The 17,701-nt window shown below is 59.8% G+C and carries 14 protein-coding genes and 2 pseudogenes; 4 read left to right on the forward strand and 12 right to left on the reverse strand.

Annotated features, from left to right (window positions below):
• Window positions 1-6 precede the first annotated feature (6 nt).
• The 6 genes from ACRWA7_RS13125 to ACRWA7_RS13150 are packed head-to-tail and all read right to left on the reverse strand — an operon-like array spanning window position 7 to window position 7,093.
• A complete protein-coding gene (locus tag ACRWA7_RS13125) occupies window positions 7-456 on the reverse strand; it encodes a dihydroneopterin aldolase (protein WP_438391385.1) in 450 nt (149 codons plus the stop codon).
• Window positions 453-1,103, reverse strand: a complete 651-nt coding sequence (locus ACRWA7_RS13130) for a sarcosine oxidase subunit gamma (RefSeq protein WP_438391386.1) — start codon at window positions 1,101-1,103, stop codon at window positions 453-455. Before ACRWA7_RS13130 ends, ACRWA7_RS13125 begins: the two co-directional genes overlap by 4 nt.
• On the reverse strand, window positions 1,093-4,095 hold the full coding sequence (locus ACRWA7_RS13135; RefSeq protein WP_438391387.1) for a sarcosine oxidase subunit alpha family protein: 3,003 nt from the start codon (window positions 4,093-4,095) through the stop codon (window positions 1,093-1,095). Before ACRWA7_RS13135 ends, ACRWA7_RS13130 begins: the two co-directional genes overlap by 11 nt.
• Window positions 4,092-4,394: a sarcosine oxidase subunit delta gene (locus ACRWA7_RS13140; RefSeq protein WP_438391388.1), complete on the reverse strand. Its 303-nt coding sequence runs from the start codon at window positions 4,392-4,394 to the stop codon at window positions 4,092-4,094. Before ACRWA7_RS13140 ends, ACRWA7_RS13135 begins: the two co-directional genes overlap by 4 nt.
• A gap of 20 nt (window positions 4,395-4,414) precedes the next feature.
• Window positions 4,415-5,659 (reverse strand): sarcosine oxidase subunit beta family protein, encoded by a 1,245-nt coding sequence (locus ACRWA7_RS13145; RefSeq protein ID WP_438391389.1) that lies wholly within the window; start codon window positions 5,657-5,659, stop codon window positions 4,415-4,417.
• A 39-nt stretch (window positions 5,660-5,698) separates the two neighbouring features.
• On the reverse strand, window positions 5,699-7,093 hold the full coding sequence (locus ACRWA7_RS13150; protein ID WP_438391390.1) for an L-serine ammonia-lyase: 1,395 nt from the start codon (window positions 7,091-7,093) through the stop codon (window positions 5,699-5,701).
• A gap of 367 nt (window positions 7,094-7,460) precedes the next feature.
• On the opposite strand from ACRWA7_RS13150, the gene ACRWA7_RS13155 reads away from it, so the two are divergent.
• The 3 genes from ACRWA7_RS13155 (at window position 7,461) to ACRWA7_RS13165 (ending at window position 9,462) form a co-directional block, all read left to right on the forward strand.
• Window positions 7,461-7,745, forward strand: a complete 285-nt coding sequence (locus ACRWA7_RS13155; protein WP_060817848.1) for a hypothetical protein — start codon at window positions 7,461-7,463, stop codon at window positions 7,743-7,745.
• A gap of 259 nt (window positions 7,746-8,004) precedes the next feature.
• Complete coding sequence (locus ACRWA7_RS13160) at window positions 8,005-8,139, forward strand: hypothetical protein (protein WP_255580681.1); 135 nt, start codon at window positions 8,005-8,007, stop codon at window positions 8,137-8,139.
• Between the two features lie 216 nt (window positions 8,140-8,355).
• Window positions 8,356-9,462 carry a GlxA family transcriptional regulator gene (locus ACRWA7_RS13165; RefSeq protein ID WP_438391391.1) on the forward strand — a complete coding sequence of 369 codons (1,107 nt, stop codon included), beginning with the start codon at window positions 8,356-8,358 and terminating at the stop codon, window positions 9,460-9,462.
• A 24-nt stretch (window positions 9,463-9,486) separates the two neighbouring features.
• Here the strand turns inward: ACRWA7_RS13165 and ACRWA7_RS13170 are convergent.
• The 4 genes and pseudogenes from ACRWA7_RS13170 to ACRWA7_RS13185 all read right to left on the reverse strand — a co-directional run bounded on the left by ACRWA7_RS13170 (window position 9,487) and on the right by ACRWA7_RS13185 (window position 13,641).
• A pseudogene (locus tag ACRWA7_RS13170) lies at window positions 9,487-10,440 on the reverse strand (choline ABC transporter substrate-binding protein).
• A gap of 76 nt (window positions 10,441-10,516) precedes the next feature.
• On the reverse strand, window positions 10,517-11,530 hold the full coding sequence (locus tag ACRWA7_RS13175) for a GlxA family transcriptional regulator (protein ID WP_060817851.1): 1,014 nt from the start codon (window positions 11,528-11,530) through the stop codon (window positions 10,517-10,519).
• A gap of 39 nt (window positions 11,531-11,569) precedes the next feature.
• Window positions 11,570-12,470, reverse strand: a pseudogene (choW, locus tag ACRWA7_RS13180) (choline ABC transporter permease subunit).
• Window positions 12,463-13,641, reverse strand: a complete 1,179-nt coding sequence (locus ACRWA7_RS13185; protein ID WP_060817853.1) for a quaternary amine ABC transporter ATP-binding protein — start codon at window positions 13,639-13,641, stop codon at window positions 12,463-12,465. The pseudogene choW and the gene ACRWA7_RS13185 overlap by 8 nt, the downstream one beginning before the upstream one ends.
• Window positions 13,642-13,961: 320 nt before the next feature.
• Here ACRWA7_RS13185 and ACRWA7_RS13190 point away from each other — a divergent pair, with 320 nt between their 5' ends.
• Window positions 13,962-15,938: a methyl-accepting chemotaxis protein gene (locus ACRWA7_RS13190; protein WP_438391392.1), complete on the forward strand. Its 1,977-nt coding sequence runs from the start codon at window positions 13,962-13,964 to the stop codon at window positions 15,936-15,938.
• Between the two features lie 5 nt (window positions 15,939-15,943).
• On the opposite strand, the gene ACRWA7_RS13195 is transcribed toward ACRWA7_RS13190, so the two are convergent.
• Both ACRWA7_RS13195 and ACRWA7_RS13200 read right to left on the reverse strand, forming a co-directional pair.
• Complete coding sequence (locus tag ACRWA7_RS13195; protein ID WP_438391393.1) at window positions 15,944-16,576, reverse strand: flavin reductase family protein; 633 nt, start codon at window positions 16,574-16,576, stop codon at window positions 15,944-15,946.
• Complete coding sequence (locus tag ACRWA7_RS13200) at window positions 16,569-17,471, reverse strand: 3-hydroxyacyl-CoA dehydrogenase family protein (protein WP_438392785.1); 903 nt, start codon at window positions 17,469-17,471, stop codon at window positions 16,569-16,571. The genes ACRWA7_RS13195 and ACRWA7_RS13200 overlap by 8 nt, the downstream gene beginning before the upstream one ends.
• Window positions 17,472-17,701: the final 230 nt, after the last annotated feature.

Here is a 17,701-nt window from a genome sequence, read left to right on the forward strand (position 1 = left end):
TGAGATTCAGCGTGCTGCACTCAAGCGTGCTTTATCGGATGCGCGCCATGAGTCGAAGTCAGCACGATACCAATCAAGCTCCACGCCCACTCGCCGCGTGCCCTCACGAATCTTCGGCTTGTAAAAAAGCAGCGTCAACGCATCGAGCGCCGGCCACTCCGTGAATGACAATGCCGCCACTTCCACCGCGAGCGTTTCAAGCAAGCGAGTATGCGGTTTATCCGCCAGATACCTGGCAACACGTTCACACCACGCCTCGTAATCGATCAACCCATGCGTGCTTCCTTCAACCGGTACGCCGCGATAACGAAGGCTTGCATCAATCGCGACAGGCTGTGGCGCAACATATTCCCGATCATGCAAGCCGATGCGCGTGACCACGATCAGTTCATCAACCACGATGCGCCAGCCGCGGCCTCCCGGACTCAATGATCCTGCGGTCTCATACAGTTTCACGACATCAGCGGTTCGGCCGCGTCGAGCATGATCTTCACGAAGTAGTCCGCGAAGCTGCGGCGGATCACGAGGTCGAAGCTGTCTTCGCCAGTCGGCGCGATCGTCACCGACGCCTTGAAATAATGACTCTGCGCGCATTGGCCGACGCCAAACAATCGCGGATGCAAGTCGAGCGGACAGCCGCGGGCGAGAACATCGCGAGTACGTGTGCCGCTGATTTCGAGCACCGTATAACCGCTGCCGATATCCACCGCGGCCGCATACAAACCTGTGAAGGCTTCGCGCAACTTCGCTTCCATTGGTGCGGTTTGCGTGGCCGAGTGGGACGCGACCGAGCGCACCAGCCATTCGTCCGGTCCCAGCCATAACACGTCGTAGCCATTGCCGGCCGCCGTCGTGTTCGCCTTCTCGGGAGGCTTGCAGCCAAGCACATTTTCCACAGCGGCCACGAACGCCGTGTCACGCAGATCGCCACGCAGATTCACGAGTTCGAGAAATGGCCGCTCGACCAGACGAAACGCTTTAGATGATGCAGCCTGATGTTTCTTCAGCACACTATCCACGCCTACCAGCGGCGACTCCTGCCATACACCCTGCCCGATTGAACGATCCACGACCGCCTGATTACTTCCGTTCTCATTCCACATGTTGACGTGCTCCTTCGCTGTCGTAGAACACCGAGCTGGTGATTTTCGCCGGCATCTGCTTGCCGCCGGTAAGCGGAATCATCACCGACTCGCCGATCCTGTCGAGACCGCCCTTGATGACGGCCATCGCGATCGAGCGCTTTAGAATAGGGCTGAAATAGCTCGACGTGACATGACCGAGCATCGGCGCGGTCGTGCCACTATACGGACCCGCGACGATCTGCGAACCTTCGGGAATGACGAACGCCGTATCTTCGGCGAGCAAACCAACCAACTGTTTGCGTCCGGTCTTAGCCGTGTCCGAGCGCGTCAACGAACGCTTGCCAAGGAAGTCCTTCGACTTTGCAACAAGACCGCCCATGCCAAGGTCGTGCGGTGTCATGGAACCATCGGTGTCCTGACCCACGATGATGTAGCCCTTCTCCGCACGCAACACGTGCATGGTTTCCGTGCCGTAAGGCGTGATGTCGAACTCGGCGCCGGCGGCCATGAGTGCTTCCCACACCGCGCGTCCCACGTTGGCCGGCACGTTGACTTCGTATGCAAGTTCGCCGGAGAAGCTGATACGCATGACACGCGACGCCGCCCCCGCCACGGTTCCCTCGCGATAGCTCATGAAAGGAAACGTGGCGTTCGCGAAGTCGATATCGCGGCAGACCTTTTGCAGCACCTTGCGGCTATTCGGGCCGACCACGGCGAAGGTAGCCCAGTGGTCCGTCACCGACGCGAGACGCACGCGCATGTCGGGCCATTCCGTCTGGAGCCAGCGCTCCAGCCACGTCAGCACGCGAGCCGCGCCGCCGGTTGTCGTGGTCATCATGTAGTGCTGATCGGCGAGGCGCACGGTCACGCCATCGTCGAAGATCATGCCGTTTTCATCGAGCATCAGACCGTAGCGGCACTTGCCCACTTCCAGCTTGCTCCACGGGTTCGTATAAACCCAGTTGAGCAGCTTGGCGGCATCGGGGCCTTGAATGTCGATCTTGCCCAGCGTCGATGCATCCAGTATTCCCACGCTCGTGCGCGTGGCCAGCGACTCGCGCGCGACAGCCGCGTGCACGTCTTCCCCATGACGCGGGTAGTACCACGGCCGCTTCCAGTTGCCCACGTCCTCGAACGCCGCGCCATTTTCCACATGCCACTCGTGCACGGCGGTCTTGCGAATGGGATCGAGAAACTCGCCCAGTTCACGCCCGGCGAAAGTGCCGAAGCTGACCGGCGTGTAGTTCGGACGGAACGTCGTGGTGCCCGTTTCAGGGATGGTCTTGCTCAGCGCCTGCGCGAGAATCGCCATGCCATTGATGTTGCCAAGCTTGCCCTGATCCGTACCAAAGCCCATCGCCGTGTAGCGTTTTACGTGCTCCGCGGATTCGAACCCTTCGCGCGCGGCGAGGAAGATATCGGCGGCGGAGACGTCGTTCTGATAGTCGATGAATTGCTTGGGACCGCGTGTCGCCAACTCGCGTCCACCGACAAGCCAGAGCGGCATCAACGGCGCTTCGCTGATCTCGGCAACTTGCACGGGCGTCGGACGCGCGACGATCAGTCCGACGGCACGCGCGGCGTCAACACCGGCGTCCACTGCAAAACGAATCGAGCGAGCAAGCGTGAATTCACCCGCGCATCCGCCAACACTGCTTTCGGCTTGCATTGCCTTGCCGGGCACGAAGCAAAGTTTTTCGTCGTGCCAATGCGCCTTGCCGCCGGACTGCGCGAACAAGTGCAGGATTGGGCTCCAGCCGCCGGACATGGCGAGCAGATCGCAAGGCAACTCGGCATGCTTCGCGCCAACCTTGCCGTTGGAATAAGCGCCGACTTCGACCGACGCCACCCGCAGCTTGCCGTGCGCAACGGTCACCACCGATCCGTTCAGCACCTTCACGCCATAGCGTTTTGCCTGCGCCTGTAACGCGCCTTTTTCGTCCGAGAGACGCGGGTCCACCACGCTCACTTGCGCGCCCGCCGCCTTCAGGTCCAGCGCGCATTGATAACCGCTGTCGTTGTTCGTAAATACGACCGCGTTGCGTCCTGGCAGCACGGCGTATCGATGCAAATACGAAGACACCGCCGACGCCAGCATCACGCCCGGCAGATCGTTGTTGCCGAATACGATTGGACGTTCCTGCGCGCCGGTCGCCAGAATGACGCGCTTCGCACGGATTTTCCACAGCAGTTCGCGCGTGCCCTTCCTCATCGATACAGGCAGATGTTCCGTCAAACGCTGCGTGACGGTCACGAGATTGTGGTCCTGATAACCGAACGCGGTGCTGCGGCACAAGATCTTCACCTCGGGCATCTTGCGCAGTTCGGCTTCGATCTTCTGCACCCATTTCAGGCCAGGCGCACCGTCTATTTCCGCGCGGCACGACAGCAGCGAACCGCCGAGTTCCGGCTGGTCATCGACCAGAATCACACGTGCGCCCGACAACGCCGCCGCATGCGCCGCAGCAAGTCCCGAAGGGCCTGCCCCGACCACGAGCACGTCGCAATGCGCGAAGCATTTGTCGTAGCGATCGGCATCGACCTGTCTCGGCGCCCGGCCAAGACCCGCCGCGTCGCGAATCACTTCTTCGTATTTCGGCCAGAACTTGCGCGGCCACATGAAGGTCTTGTAGTAGAACCCCGCCGGAATAAAACGCGCGATCTTCTGGTTCACTGCCATGCGATCGTTTTCGATACTCGGCTTCGCGTTCACGCTCGTTGCAACCAGCCCCTGATACAACTCGATCTCGGTTGCACGCGCATTCGGCACGGTGTAAGCGCCGGTTTCGAGTTGAACGACCGCATTCGGTTCTGCCACGTCGGCGGTCACAATGCCGCGCGGCCGATGGTACTTCCAGCTACGCGCGACGAAATGCACGCCATTGGCAAGCAGCGCGGACGCAAGCGTGTCGCCTTGATGGCCCTGATACGTCTTGCCGTTGAACGTGAACGTGAGCGCGATTGCACGGTTTATGCGTCCGCCCGTGGCGAGTCGGTCTTTCTGGCTCATTTCGGCTGTCCTTCTTCTTTCGATTCCATCACGGCAAGCGGCCGCGCAAACGTGTCGTAGCCCTGGAACGCATAGCTCACGGTATCGCGCTCGGCCATGAACCAGCGGCGGCAGCCTTGCGCATGCATCCATTGCTCACGATGCACACCGCGCGGGTTCTTGCGCATGAAGAGGTAGTCGCCCCATTCCTTATCGGTGAGCTTTTCGGTATCGAGCGGCCTGGCGATGTCAGCCTCGCCGCCGCACGAGAATTCGGTTTCGGCACGCGGTCCGCACCAAGGGCATTCGATCAGCAACATGTCATCTCTCCTGAAGCCGATTAATGGGCAACGGCGGCGGCGCCGTGTTCGTCGATCAGATGGCCCGTATAAAAACGGTCGATGGAAAACGGCGCGTTCAACGGATGCGGCTCGTCCTTCGCAATCGTGTGTGCATACGCCCAACCCGAACCCGGTGTCGCCTTGAAGCCGCCCGTACCCCATCCGCAGTTGAAATAGAGACCTTTGACATCGGTCTTGCTGATGATCGGGCACGCATCCGGCGATACATCCACAATGCCGCCCCACTGCCGGTTCATACGCACGCGCGAGAAAACGGGGAACATCTCGACAATGGCCTCGAGCGTTCCTTCAATGATGTGGAAACTGCCGCGCTGGCCGAAGCCCGTGTATTGATCGACACCTGCGCCAATCACGAGATCGCCCTTGTCGGACTGGCTGATATACGCGTGCACCGCGTTCGACATCACCACCGTGTTGACCACCGGTTTGATCGGCTCGGAGACAAGCGCCTGCAACGGATGACTTTCGAGCGGTAAGCGGATGCCGGCCATGTCGGCGAGCGTCGAGGTGTTGCCTGCCGCGACCACGGCAACCTTCTTCGCCTTGATAAAACCCTTGGTTGTATCGACACCGACAACCTGAGCGCCGTTACGGCGAATGCCCGTTACCTGGCAGTTCTGCACGATATCCACGCCGGCCTGATCCGCGCCGCGCGCATAACCCCACGCGACCGCGTCGTGACGGGCAACACCGCCGCGACGCTGGATGGACGCACCAAGCACGGGGTATCGGCTATTCAGGTTGATCGTGGGCTCGATCTGCTTGATCTGTTCGGGCGTAAGAAATTCGGCGTCGACACCATTCAGGCGGTTGGCATTCACACGACGTTCAGTATCCCGAACATCCTGCAATGTATGCGCGAGATTCATCACGCCACGCTGGCTGAACATCACGTTGTAGTTCAGGTCCTGCGAAAGCCCTTCCCAAAGCTGCATCGCTTTTTCATACAGCGCCGCCGATTCGTCCCACAGATAATTCGAACGCACAATGGTCGTGTTGCGCGCCGTGTTCCCGCCGCCAATCCAGCCTTTCTCGAGCACCGCGACATTGCGAACGCCATGCTCCTTGGCAAGGTAATACGCCGTAGCGAGACCGTGTCCGCCGCCGCCGACGATCACCACGTCGTATTCCTGCTTGGGCTCCGGGCTTTTCCACTGACGCTCCCAGTTCTCGTGATACGACATGCCATTGCGCAGCAGACTGAATATCGAATAGCGGCTCATGGTGTTTCCTTGAACTTGTAAATTTCCAAACCGTTTAAATCAACACTCGATGACGTTCACGGCCAGTCCGCCGCGCGACGTCTCCTTGTATTTCGTTTTCATGTCCGCGCCGGTTTCGCGCATGGTCTTGATCACGTTATCGAGCGATACATAGTGCGTGCCATCGCCTTTCATTGCCATGCGTGCCGCGTTGAGCGCCTTGATCGCGCCCATTGCATTGCGTTCGATGCACGGAATCTGCACGAGCCCGCCTACTGGATCGCAGGTCATGCCAAGGTTGTGTTCCATGCCGATTTCAGCAGCGTTTTCGACTTGCGTCGGCGTGCCGCCCATTACGGCCGCCAGCGCGGCGGCGGCCATGGAACACGCCACGCCCACTTCGCCCTGACAACCGACTTCCGCGCCGGATATCGACGCGGTTTCCTTGTAGATGATCCCGATCGCCGCCGCCGTCAGCAGGAACGTGACAATGCCTTCGTCGGTCGCGTTGTGCATGAACTTCACGTAGTAATGCAACACGGCGGGGATCACGCCGGCAGCACCGTTCGTGGGCGCCGTGACCACGCGCCCGCCCGCCGCGTTTTCTTCGTTCACGGCCATGGCGTACAGGTTGACCCAGTCGAGCATGGAGAGCGGATCGCGCAGCGATTCTTCCGAGCGGTTGCGCAGTTGTGCCGAAAGGTCGGCGGCGCGACGCTTGACATGCATCGGACCCGGCAACTCGCCACGAACCTTGCAGCCACGCTCCACGCACGCCGCCATCACGCGCCAGATTGCGAGCAAGCCCGCGCGTACTTCGCTTTCGGAACGCGATGCGCATTCGTTCAACATTGTCACTTGTGCAATCGATAAACCCGTCTCGCGGCACACGCGCATCAGGTCGTCGCCGGTGCGAAACGGATGGGGCACCTCCGCGCCCGACTGCACGCCGTTCACACGCGTGCCTTCGCGATTGATCACGAAGCCGCCGCCTACCGAGTAATACTCTTTCTCAACAACAAGCTGGCCGTTTTCGTCGAAGGCCTGAAAGCGCATGCCGTTAGGATGCACGACGCTCGAGCCGGGCGCACCCGGCATCAGCTTGCGGAAGAAACCGAGATGTTCGCGTTCATCGAACTTCACTTCGTGCTTGCCGAGCAGCATCAGCGCCTTGCACTCGCGGATCGCGCGCAGGCGCGGTTCGATCGCATCGGGATCGATCGAGTCGGGGAAATAACCTTCGAGTCCGAGAAGCACGGCCTTGTCGGTGCCATGACCTTTGCCTGTCGCGCCCAGCGAACCGAACAAGTCCACTTGCACGCGGCGTACGAACGCCAGCAAATTAGCGTCTTCAATATGCGAGGCAAAGCGGCACGCCGCGATCATCGGGCCGACCGTATGCGAACTCGACGGACCGATGCCGATCTTGAACAGATCGAAAACGCTGACGTTCATGGGCTGCCTTTGTGTGAATGCGAAATGAAAATGCGCGTTGGTTGCGAGCGGTTACGAGCCGCATGCGTGGAAAATCGCCACATAGCCATTGCACCGCACGTCAATTTTCGCCGATAGAACAAAAACGGCATGCATGTGGGACGGCGGCGTCAGCATGTGAAATCGCTTGCACGACAAGCGTCAATACAACGCATGAGCGGCGTATTAACGAAACTCCACGGCGGAAACCGGCAAGTGAAAAGCGCCTGGCGATGGTCGTGGCACGTCACATGCTGAGTACGGGTTTGAGCAAGCAAGTGAGCGTCCGCTTGTTCGATGTCAAACGATCCCTGGACGTCTCGCCCGTCTTACAGAAAGGAATACAGGCATGAAGCACTTCTCAATGGCATGCGCGATCGGCGCCGTACTTTGTGTTTCCAGTACGGCTTTCGCCCAAAACAACCCGCCCAGTTCGAACACTGGCTTACAGGCCGGTGACAACGCCCAGACGACGAACCAGTCGGCTGGCTCTGGAACGACCGGAATGACGCACCACAAGACGATGAAGCACAAGAATTCAACGTCCATGGGCAAGAGCAATACGCCTGGCATGGGCACGGCAGACCCAAGTGGGCCGGCTGCGCCCGTCACGGCAAGCGGTTCAGGCTCATAAGCTCGCGCGTGAGCGGGGAATGTCGTGCTGCGGCGTTCCCTATTTAATTTGCTGCGGACTTTTTTTTGGTTACACCCAGACGGCCGTAAGCGATGCCTTAAACGCGGCTGAGCGCTTGACATAGGCAGCAATACAACACTTTTTGCGACCGGCGTTATCGACCATTTCTGGTTGAATAAACGCTGCGCTAAACTGTGTCGGCGTTTTGCAATGCGCCATGTAAACCCTTCGTCAAACTCTCGCCCATCAGGCTCGTCTCATGAACAATCTTCTGAAGAAATTCCTCGCGGTTCTCATTGTTGCTGCAGTTGCGGCGCCGGCCGTTTCGTACGCAAAGCCGCATCATCACCACAAGTTTCCGAAAGCCAAGCACGTGACGCACACGGCTCACTAAGTCACTTGAATGGTTCATAGCTGAAGCCGGCGTGGTTGGCTAGCCAGAGACTATTAAAGAACGGCTTGCTCTTTACGGGCAAGCCGTTTTTCCTTGGTTGATTCAAAATTCCAAAGCACGCTTTAATAGCAATCAAGCGGTGATATGCTGCCCTATTATTCCGTCGTCGTTTCCAGTCCGCATTTCCTGATTTAGCTGCATATCCACGGCAAGCGCATGAATCCCGCTGACCTTCTTCCCGCTCAATCGCCCGACACAGCGTCCAAACAACGCATCCGGTTTGGCATTGTGTTGCTGCCGAATTTCACGCTCACGGCGTTTTCCGGCTTTGTCGATTTATTGCGTCTTTCCGCCGACGAAGGCGATTTCAGCAAACCGGTACGGTGCTCGTGGAGCGTAATTGGCGAAACGCTTGCTCCGGTGCGGGCGAGCTGCGGCATCCAGATCACGCCGTGGGAAACATTCGATAAAGCCGAGCCATTTGATTACGTCGTGGTTGTGGGCGGTTTGCTGCATTCCGGCGCGGGCGCAAGCGACGCCACGCTGCAATTCATTCGCCGCGCCGCCACGACCGACGCCACGCTCGTTGGCATTTGCACCGGGGTGTTTTCGTTGATGCGCGCCGGCGTGCTGGATGGATACCGGATCTGCGTAAGCTGGTTTCATTACTGGGATTTCGTGGAGCGGTTTCCTGGCGCAAATGAAGAAATGCTCGTCGCAGACCGGTTGTTCGTCACGGATCACCGGCGCATTACCTGCTCCGGCGGGCGTGCATCAATCGACGTTGCCGCGGCCATCTTGCTGCGCCATTTCGAGGCCGCGACGGTCCAAAAGGCGCTGCGCATCCTGCTTGTCGACGACATGCAAAAGGGCAATGCGCCGCAGCCGCATCCGCCAGGACTTGCGCCCGCCACGCACCCCAAGGTGAAGCGTGCCATCCTGCTGATGGAGCAGCACGTGGGCCGTTCGCTGACGCTCGACGAGCTTGCACACAAGCTGGATTTATCGACGCGGCAGCTGGAAAGATTATTCAAGGCAGAGACGGGAAAAGCACCACAGGCCTACGCGAAGCAGGTCAGGTTGCGCACGGCGGCATGGTTGCTGACCAGCTCCGATAAAACCGTCGCCGATATTGCGTCAAGCTGCGGATTTTCAGACGCTTCGCACCTGGGCCGCGAGTTCAGGAAGCAGTTCGGGCTTGCGCCCATGATGTATCGCGAGCAACGTGGCACCGCTGCGCCGGAGGACGCAGCAAGCATCGCGACAATCGATCTCGCTGCGGACTTCGATGAAACCTTTCCAGGAAGGGCGCGGGCAATGTAGCCGCTCGCACCCTGCGTGAGCCAACTATTGTGCGACGTAGGTTCTAACGGCGGCCAATCCGTCCTTTCCATCGAACGTTTTTACGCCTGCAAGCCACTTGTCCAGCACTGCGGGATTTGCCTTGAGCCAATCTTTTGCCGCCTTGTTCGGGTCGGTTTTATTCATGATCGGCGTCATCACGTGATTTTCAATATCTGTCGAGAACTTCAGGTTATCGACCAGATGAGCAACGTTCGGGCACCGCGCGGCATAATCCGGCGGCGTCACCGTCATCACCTTTGCTTCGCCGTAGTTCGGTCCGAACACATCGTCGCCGCCGCTTAAATAATCGATTTTCATCGACACGTTCATGGGATGCGGCTCCCAGCCGAGGAACACAATCCACTTCTTCTCGCGAATCGCGCGGCCCACTTCGACCAGCATCCCGGCTTCGCTCGACTCGACCATCTTGAACTTGCCCAGTCCATACTGATTCGCGTCGATCATTTTCTTGATCAGCGCGTTTCCATCGTTGCCCGGCTCGATGCCATAGATCTTGCCGTCTAGCTTGTCGTAATTTTTGGCGATGTCGTTAAAGGATTTCAGGCCGCCCTGGTACGCATAATCAGGAACAGCCAGCGTGTATTTGGCGCCCGTCAGGTTGGGCGAAGGCAACACCTTTATCTGGCTCGCCTTCTGGAAGGGCTCGACAATCGGGTCCATCGTCGGCGACTAGTAGCCGAGAAACACGTCTATCTGCTTGTTCTTGATACCCGCAAATGTAATGGGCACGGAAGCGATGGTCTTTGTCGGCTTGTACCCGAGACCCTGAAGCACGGTGGTCGCGAGGCCCGTTGTCGCGGCGATATCGGTCCAGCCGACGTCGGCGAAACGCACGTTCTGGCACGCGGCTGAATCGGCGGCAAACGCGCCGCCGGATAGCGTGATATTCAACAAGACAGCCAGCGCACACGAGGACGCGATTCCGTGTAGTTTCATGTTTTCTCCATGTTGTGGAAACTGTAGACACGACAATGCCGCGCCAAGGACAGCGCGTCATGTTTGAAAATTCGTTTTAAGCTGATTGCCTGCGCTCGATACTCGGCGCATGGCCGAATTGCGCGCGATACGCCTTGCTGAAATGACATGGCGAATGGAAACCGCAAATAGCGGTCACGCGCGAAATTGAAGCGTCGCTGTTACGCAGCAATTCACGCGCACGCCGCAAGCGCAGCGTGAGGTAATAATGCGTTGGAGATACGCTCAGGAACATCTTGAACATGCGCTGCAAATGGCGCTGCGACAGCTTTACGAGCCGCGCGAGTTCCTCGAGTGAAAGCGGCTCCTCTATGTTCGCTTCCATCAACCGCACGACTTCGATCAGTTCAGCGCGTGAAAAGCCAACGCGCGCATCCACCGGAATATGCTGATGATCCGTCGTGCCGCGAATGCGTTCCACAATGAACTGTTCGGACACCTGTGCAGCATGCGCCTGACCAAGCCGCATGCCCACGAGATTCAACATGAGGTCGAGCGGCGCGGTGCCGCCCGTGCACGTCACGCGATCACGGTCGATGACAAAGATTTCATCGGCGAAACGCACGTGGGGGAAACGCTTGTGCAGCGGCGACATGTCCTCCCAATGCACGGTGCATCGATAGCCGTCGAGCAGGTTCGCGGCCAGCAGCGCGTATGCGCCGGTGCAAATGCCGCCAAGCGGCACGCCTTGTTGCGCGACCTGCTGCAGCAGCGCAATGACTTTGTCGTCCACGTAATCGCGTACGTGCCAGCCGGCGCACACGATCAACACATCCGGCATGCCGGCTTCGGCAAGCGTCCTGGTCGGCTTAACCGTGATGCCATTACTCGCGCGCGCCGGCTCACCATCGGGTGTAATCACAGACCATGTGTAGTGTTCCGCGCGCCCCACATAGTTCGCCATCCGTAATACTTCTATGGCGCTGGTGAACGCGATCATCGAAAAATTCGGCAGCGTCAAAAACCCGAAGTGCGACAGCTTCGATAACGGCGAGTCAGGCGTCTTGCCCGCTGGATGAATCCGGTCCGGCACCATCGCGTCGCGTTTCATCGGGTTTTTATCCTTGGCTGCGTGCGCTCATTACTACCGTTAGCCTTGTTGCGCGGCCGGCGCGCGCCGCACCCGCATCACGCTGCGAATCCCCGACAGCAGCGGCGCGCGCCATGCCCGGCGAACGGCCGAAGCTTTCCGTGATCCGGTCCAGGATGATCGCGAGCAACACCACCGACAAGCCGCTTTCGAATCCGAGCCCAATATCCAGGCGCTGAATACTTGCCAGCACGTCGTTGCCCAGACCGCCGGCGCCGACCATGGACGCAATGATCACCATCGACAACGCCATCATGATGGTCTGGTTCACGCCGGTCATGATGGACGGCAGCGCGTTCGGAAACTGAACCTTGTAGAGCAGTTGCCACGGCGTGCACCCGAACGCCTGACCCGCTTCCACGATCTCGCGATTCACATGCTTGATCCCGAGCGATGTCAGGCGCACAGCGGGCGGCATCGCGAAAATCACCGTCGACAAGATGCCAGGCACCCGTCCCAGGCCGAACAACATGGCCGCCGGAATCAGGTACACGAACGCCGGCATGGTCTGCATGAGGTCGAGCACCGGGCGCACGATCGTCTCGATGGTCTTGCTCTTCGCGGTCCAGATGCCAAGCGGAATGCCGAGCAGCAGGCTGATCAAGGTGGACGACAGCGTCAGACCGAGTGTGATCACCATCTGGTCCCAGAAGCCGGTCGCGTAGATCAGCAAGAGCGATAGCAGCACGAACAGCGCAAAACGCCAGCCAACCCGCCACAGGCCGATGCCCACGAAGATCGCCATCATCAGCCACATGGGAATGGCCTGCAGGCCGTGTTCGACGACCGCCGCGAAGCTCTCGATGACCTTTCCGATCGCGTCGAACGTTTTCGCGTCGTGGTCCAGCAGATATTTGACGCCGTGATCGACCCAACTGCCGAGCGGGACAATTTCAGACATGTGAGCCTCTATGTCGAGTCAGAGCCTTGAGGACGTTCGTCTTGTTGACCGAACCGCAATACGATCCGTCCGCGTCAACCACCGGCAGCGGCGCGCGGCTCGCGACCACGCGGCTCACCACCACATCGAGCGGCGTGGTGCGTTGAATGCATTCAATGACGTTGATTTCCGGCGACGCCTGCCCGACGGCGTCGCGGCATACGAAGCCGCGGATCTTGCGCTCCTGGTCCATCACGAACGCATAGTCGGCGCTGCCGTTGAGCGCCTGCGAGACACTCGACGCATCGATGTGCGAAGCGTGGTTCATCAGCGGCACGGCATCGGTTTGCATGAGGTCGCCGGCGGTGAGATAACGGCTGGTATCGATACCTTCGAAGAACGCGCGCACGTAGTCGTCGGCGGGATTCGAGATGATTTCCTGCGGCGTGCCGATCTGCACCACGCGTCCGCCTTCCATGATCGCGATGCGCGTGCCGATGCGCAGCGCCTCTTCCAGATCGTGCGACACGAACATGATCGTGCGCTGCTGTTCGCGCTGCAGGTCGAGCAGCACGTTCTGCATTTCCTTGCGCTTGAGCGGATCGAGGGCGGAAAACGCCTCGTCCATGATCATCAGCGACGGATTCACCGCCAGCGCCCGCGCAAGACCCACGCGCTGCTGCATCCCGCCCGACAACTGCGCCGGAAGTTTCTGCGCGAACGGCGCGAGACCGACTTGCTCGAGCACGACCATTGCGCGCTTCTCGCGTTCCTTGCGTCCGACTCCGGCCACTTCCAGCCCGAACGCGGCGTTCGATAAAACCGTGCGTTGCGGCATCAGCGCGAACGACTGGAACACCATGCTCATGTCCTTGCGCCTGAGCGAGGTCAGTTCCGAGCGCGGCACGGAAGCCACATCGCGGCCATCGATCAGGACCTTGCCCACCGTCGGCTCGACCAGCCGGTTGATCAACCGGATCAGTGTCGATTTGCCCGAACCCGACAAGCCCATCAGCACGAAAATCTCGCCCTCGCGCACGTCGAAGGACACGTTGTGCACGCCGACGATCTGTCCTGTCCTGGCGAAAACTTCTTCCTTCGTTGCCCCGCCGGCAAGCATGTCGATTGCCTGCTTCGGGCTCGTGCCGAACACCTTGCACAGGTTCTCGACCACGACCTTTTCGGATTTCATCGAACGCTCTCCTGGTTGGCGGACGTGCGTCCGCGCTCTCTATACATAGTTGCCAGAAAAAAGTGCGGGTTGCCGACTATTTCCGACGCCCACATGTGGAAATACGACACCCTGATTTGCTTTTTCTGGCGGCTGGAAAGAAGGAGCCTTGCGGGACAAGGGTTTGCGAGCAGTCGTCAGCGGCATGTTGCATGTTTTGGCATGTCGCGCCAGAGCAAGTGCGGGCCACGCACAGGATGCGAACGATCGTTCAGGGTCAAGAATGGTGCAGCGCTGCCGATAACCATTCATATTCCCTACATGTCGTTCAGAAATCAACTATGTCGAAATTCAACCTTCGCCGCGCAAGTGTCGGCGCGAAGTTCGCTGTCCTGGCGTGCGCCTTGGCGGCCGTGGTCGTGGCCGGTTTCACCCTCGCCGTCACGCATTCCGCAGGGCAGGAAATCGATGTCCAGGCGCTCGAACGCATGGACGACGACAACCGCGCGATCGGCACGATGATCCATCTCTACGACAAGTCCGTAAGCGCCGAAGTGGAGCGCGCGATGACGTTGTTCGCGAGCTTCCTGCCAACGGATTTCGCGCTCGATGAAACCCAAAAGGTCGATATTGGCGGTATTGCGACGCCAACGTTCAAGGCCGGCGACAAGCCTATGAACCTCGATTTCTCGATTCCCGATCAGTTCCTTGAGCGCAGCGGCGCGATTGCGACTGTGTTCGCGCGCAGCGGCGACGATTTCGTGCGCGTGACGACATCGCTGAAAAAGCAGGATGGCGCGCGTGCGGTCGGCACGCTGCTCGACCGCAAGGGTCCGGCGTACGCGCTGATCCTGGGCGGCAAGCGGTTTATCGGCATGGCTTCGCTGTTTGGCAAGCAGTACATCACCGAGTACAAGCCGGTCGCGGATGCATCGGGCCGCGTGATCGGCGCGCTCTTCGTTGGCGTGGACATCACCGCGGAGATCGCCACGCTGCAACAGAACATCCGCGATCTGAAAGTGGGCGAGAACGGCTACTTTTTTGTCATCGATGCATCGAATGGGCCGAATCGCGGCAAGCTTCTGGTGCATCCGGGCATGGAAAGCGCGAACGGTTCAACCCCTCAAGTAGCCGATGAACGCATCGCGCCATTCAAGCAGATGCTGGACGCCAAGCAAGGCCGTCTTTCCTTCGATGCCCCCGACACGCCCGATCTCGCAAACCGCCAGGTGCATGGCGGCGCGAAGGAAATCGTGTTTCGTTCGGTGCCCGAATGGCAATGGGTGATCGGCGGGATTGCTTATCGCGACGAGTTGCTCGCCGACATGCGCGCCATGCGGCAACGCTTTCTGGTGCTGGGTTTGCTCGTGATCGCCGGCTTGGTCGCGGTGCTGCTTTTCGCTGTCCGGAAATTGGTGACTCAGCCGCTGGAACAGCTTACGCACGCATCCGAGCAAATCGCGGCGGGTGACCTCAGCGTGCGTCTCGCCACCACGCGTGAGGACGATGTCGGGCGGTTGATGAGCGCCATCGATGGCATTGCGACCGGCCTGGCGCGCATCGTGACGCAAGTGCGCAGCGCCTCGGCGGATATGTCGGATGGCACCGGCCGGATCGCGGCAGGCAGCAGCGACATTTCGCTGCGCATCGCGACGCAGGCCAGCAGCCTCGAAGAAACGGCCGCGAGCATGGAACAGATCACATCGACGGTGCAGCAGAACGCCGCCAATACCGCGCAAGCGGACCAACTGGTGGCATCGGCGTCCGATGCGGCCCGCGCGGGCGGCGAAGCGGTAAGCCGCGTGGTCAACACCATGAGCGAAATCGATGCGTCCGCGCGCAAGATCTCGGACATTACGTCGGTGATCGAAGGAATCGCGTTTCAGACAAACATCCTCGCGTTGAACGCGGCGGTCGAAGCCGCGCGCGCCGGCGAACATGGCAGGGGGTTTGCCGTAGTGGCGTCTGAAGTGCGCGGGCTCGCGCAACGCAGCGCCGCCGCGGTCAAGGAGATCGAGGCGTTGATCGCGGAGTCGGTCGGGCGTGTCGCCACCGGCTACCGGATCGCCGAAGAAGCCCGCGGCACCATGAGCGGAATCGTTGAACGCGTCGCGCGGGTGAATGCGATCATCGGCGAAATCAGCATGGCGTCGCGCGAGCAATCGAGCGGTATTGAACAAGTGAATCTTGCGGTCGCGCAGATTGGCGAAGCGACGCAGCAAAATGCGGCGCTCGTTGGCGAAGCGGAACAATCCACGGCCGGCCTACACGAACAAGCAGAACGGCTTTCCCGCGTTGTCAGCGTGTTCCGGCTATGAGCCGGTTATGACGCCGGCCGGATCATTTCGAACATTTCGCCAATGCCCGCATAATCGCCGCGATAACCTGCGCGCATGATCGGCTGAGCAGCGGCGGTATCGAAGATCCCGTCCTTCAGGAACTCGCGGCGGATATGCACGCCGACCACTTGGCCGAGTGCAAGCCAGTTGTTCATGGGCGTGCCGTCGAGCGTCTTGAGCCGGATGATCTGCAGCAGCTTGCATTCGAGCGCGGCGGGAGACTGCGCCACATGCGGCACGGCCACGTTCACGCCCGGCGCCTTGGTCAGCCCGGCAAGCTCGAACTCATCGACCTCATGCGGCACTGGCGCCGATGTCTGGTTCATCTGCTCGGCAAGCGGCCTGCTCGACAGGTTCCACACGAACTCGCCGGTCTGCTCGATGTTCCTGATGCTGTCCTTGTACCCTTCACTCGAGAATCCGATGATCTGCGGAAACGTCGCGAACGCGCCAAAGAAACTGTAGGGCGCGAGGTTCACGTGGCCGTTGATGTCCTGGCTCGATATCCAGCCGATCACCCGCGGCGCGACGATCGCCTTGAACGGATCGTGGCGAAGCTGATGACCTTCGTCGGGATGATAGAAGTGCGTGCCGGAGTTATTGCTGCTTTCACTCATGGGTTTTCCTGGCCTTTTTTGCGGTGTGGTGAATCAGGCGCTTGCGCCCCGCCTTCACGCGCGCGTGGTGCGCGTCGCTCCAGTCGTAAAAGCCCTGGCCGCTGCGCACGCCCACATGACCTTTTTCCACGCGCTCGCGCATCAGTTGCAATACGTCTTCATCTTTTGCGAGTTCCGGCATCAGGTGCAAACCAATATCGAGCAGCGTGTCGAGGCCACCCAGGTCCGCGCTTTCCAGCGGCCCGACCATGCCGTAACGCCGTCCAAGCGACGCTTTCATGACTGCGTCGACAACCTCGGGCGTTGCCGCGCCCGACCTCACAATAGCCAGCGCCTCGCGCAGCACCGCGAACTGTAGCCGATTGCCGACAAAACCCGGAATTGCCTTTGTCAGAACAACCGGCTCCATACCGATTGCCGTCATCAAGTCCGCGGTGCGCCGCGTGACTTCAGGATCGGTTTCGGTGCCCGGAACGACTTCGACGAGCGGAATGGTATGCGGCGGATTCCAGAAGTGTGCGATCACGAACCGGGACTTGTTGCGCAGCACCTGCGCGAGAAGATCGGGCGGAAACCCGCTGGTATTGCTGGCAAAGATGGCGTCGTCACGCAATAACGGTTCGAGCGCTTTATAGGTTCGATTTTTCAGTTCGAGCACTTCGGGAATGGCTTCCACGATAAAGCCCGCCGTGGCCACCCGTTCCAGCCTGTCCGTGGTTTCAATACGGCCGAGCACGCTCGCTTTATCGTCCGCATGGAACACGTTGGCGTCGATCAATTCGTCGAGGATCGCCGCCGCTTTTGCGTGCACCGACACGAGCCGCCCAGCGTCAATGTCATGAACGATGGTCGCATAGCCGTGCAGCGCCGCCTGTGTTGCAATGCCGACGCCCATCAGGCCGCTGCCCACTACGCCAATAGTGATTTGATTCAAGTTCTCTCCGTTGCTTCAAGACCGGTTGCGGGTAAGGTTCGCCTCCCGTGGCAACAAGGATAGCGCAGCAACCTCAAACACGCGGCTCAGCCAAATGGGCTATGACTTGAATCCCGTCGCCAGATTCGGGGCGAAAAAAAACCGGCTGCCTTTTAAAGCAGCCGGCGTTCGCCGTGCAACTCAACCGGACT

Origin of the sequence: Caballeronia sp. DA-9 (genome assembly GCF_051615025.1) — a bacterium.
GTDB classification, from domain to species: Bacteria; Pseudomonadota; Gammaproteobacteria; order Burkholderiales; family Burkholderiaceae; genus Caballeronia; species Caballeronia sordidicola.

What these genes read in the sequence shown, in the direction of transcription:
- ACRWA7_RS13130 (WP_438391386.1), bottom strand. Translation starts at nt 1,103, where the DNA reads ATGTGGAATGAGAACGGAAGTAATCAGGCGGTCGTGGATCGTTCAATC.
- ACRWA7_RS13135 (WP_438391387.1), bottom strand. Translation starts at nt 4,095, where the DNA reads ATGAGCCAGAAAGACCGACTCGCCACGGGCGGACGCATAAACCGTGCA.
- ACRWA7_RS13140 (WP_438391388.1), bottom strand. Translation starts at nt 4,394, where the DNA reads ATGTTGCTGATCGAATGCCCTTGGTGCGGACCGCGTGCCGAAACCGAA.
- ACRWA7_RS13145 (WP_438391389.1), bottom strand. Translation starts at nt 5,659, where the DNA reads ATGAGCCGCTATTCGATATTCAGTCTGCTGCGCAATGGCATGTCGTAT.
- ACRWA7_RS13150 (WP_438391390.1), bottom strand. Translation starts at nt 7,093, where the DNA reads ATGAACGTCAGCGTTTTCGATCTGTTCAAGATCGGCATCGGTCCGTCG.
- ACRWA7_RS13155 (WP_060817848.1), top strand. Translation starts at nt 7,461, where the DNA reads ATGAAGCACTTCTCAATGGCATGCGCGATCGGCGCCGTACTTTGTGTT.
- ACRWA7_RS13160 (WP_255580681.1), top strand. Translation starts at nt 8,005, where the DNA reads ATGAACAATCTTCTGAAGAAATTCCTCGCGGTTCTCATTGTTGCTGCA.
- ACRWA7_RS13165 (WP_438391391.1), top strand. Translation starts at nt 8,356, where the DNA reads ATGAATCCCGCTGACCTTCTTCCCGCTCAATCGCCCGACACAGCGTCC.
- ACRWA7_RS13175 (WP_060817851.1), bottom strand. Translation starts at nt 11,530, where the DNA reads ATGAAACGCGACGCGATGGTGCCGGACCGGATTCATCCAGCGGGCAAG.
- ACRWA7_RS13185 (WP_060817853.1), bottom strand. Translation starts at nt 13,641, where the DNA reads ATGAAATCCGAAAAGGTCGTGGTCGAGAACCTGTGCAAGGTGTTCGGC.
- ACRWA7_RS13190 (WP_438391392.1), top strand. Translation starts at nt 13,962, where the DNA reads ATGTCGAAATTCAACCTTCGCCGCGCAAGTGTCGGCGCGAAGTTCGCT.
- ACRWA7_RS13195 (WP_438391393.1), bottom strand. Translation starts at nt 16,576, where the DNA reads ATGAGTGAAAGCAGCAATAACTCCGGCACGCACTTCTATCATCCCGAC.
- ACRWA7_RS13200 (WP_438392785.1), bottom strand. Translation starts at nt 17,471, where the DNA reads ATGGGCGTCGGCATTGCAACACAGGCGGCGCTGCACGGCTATGCGACC.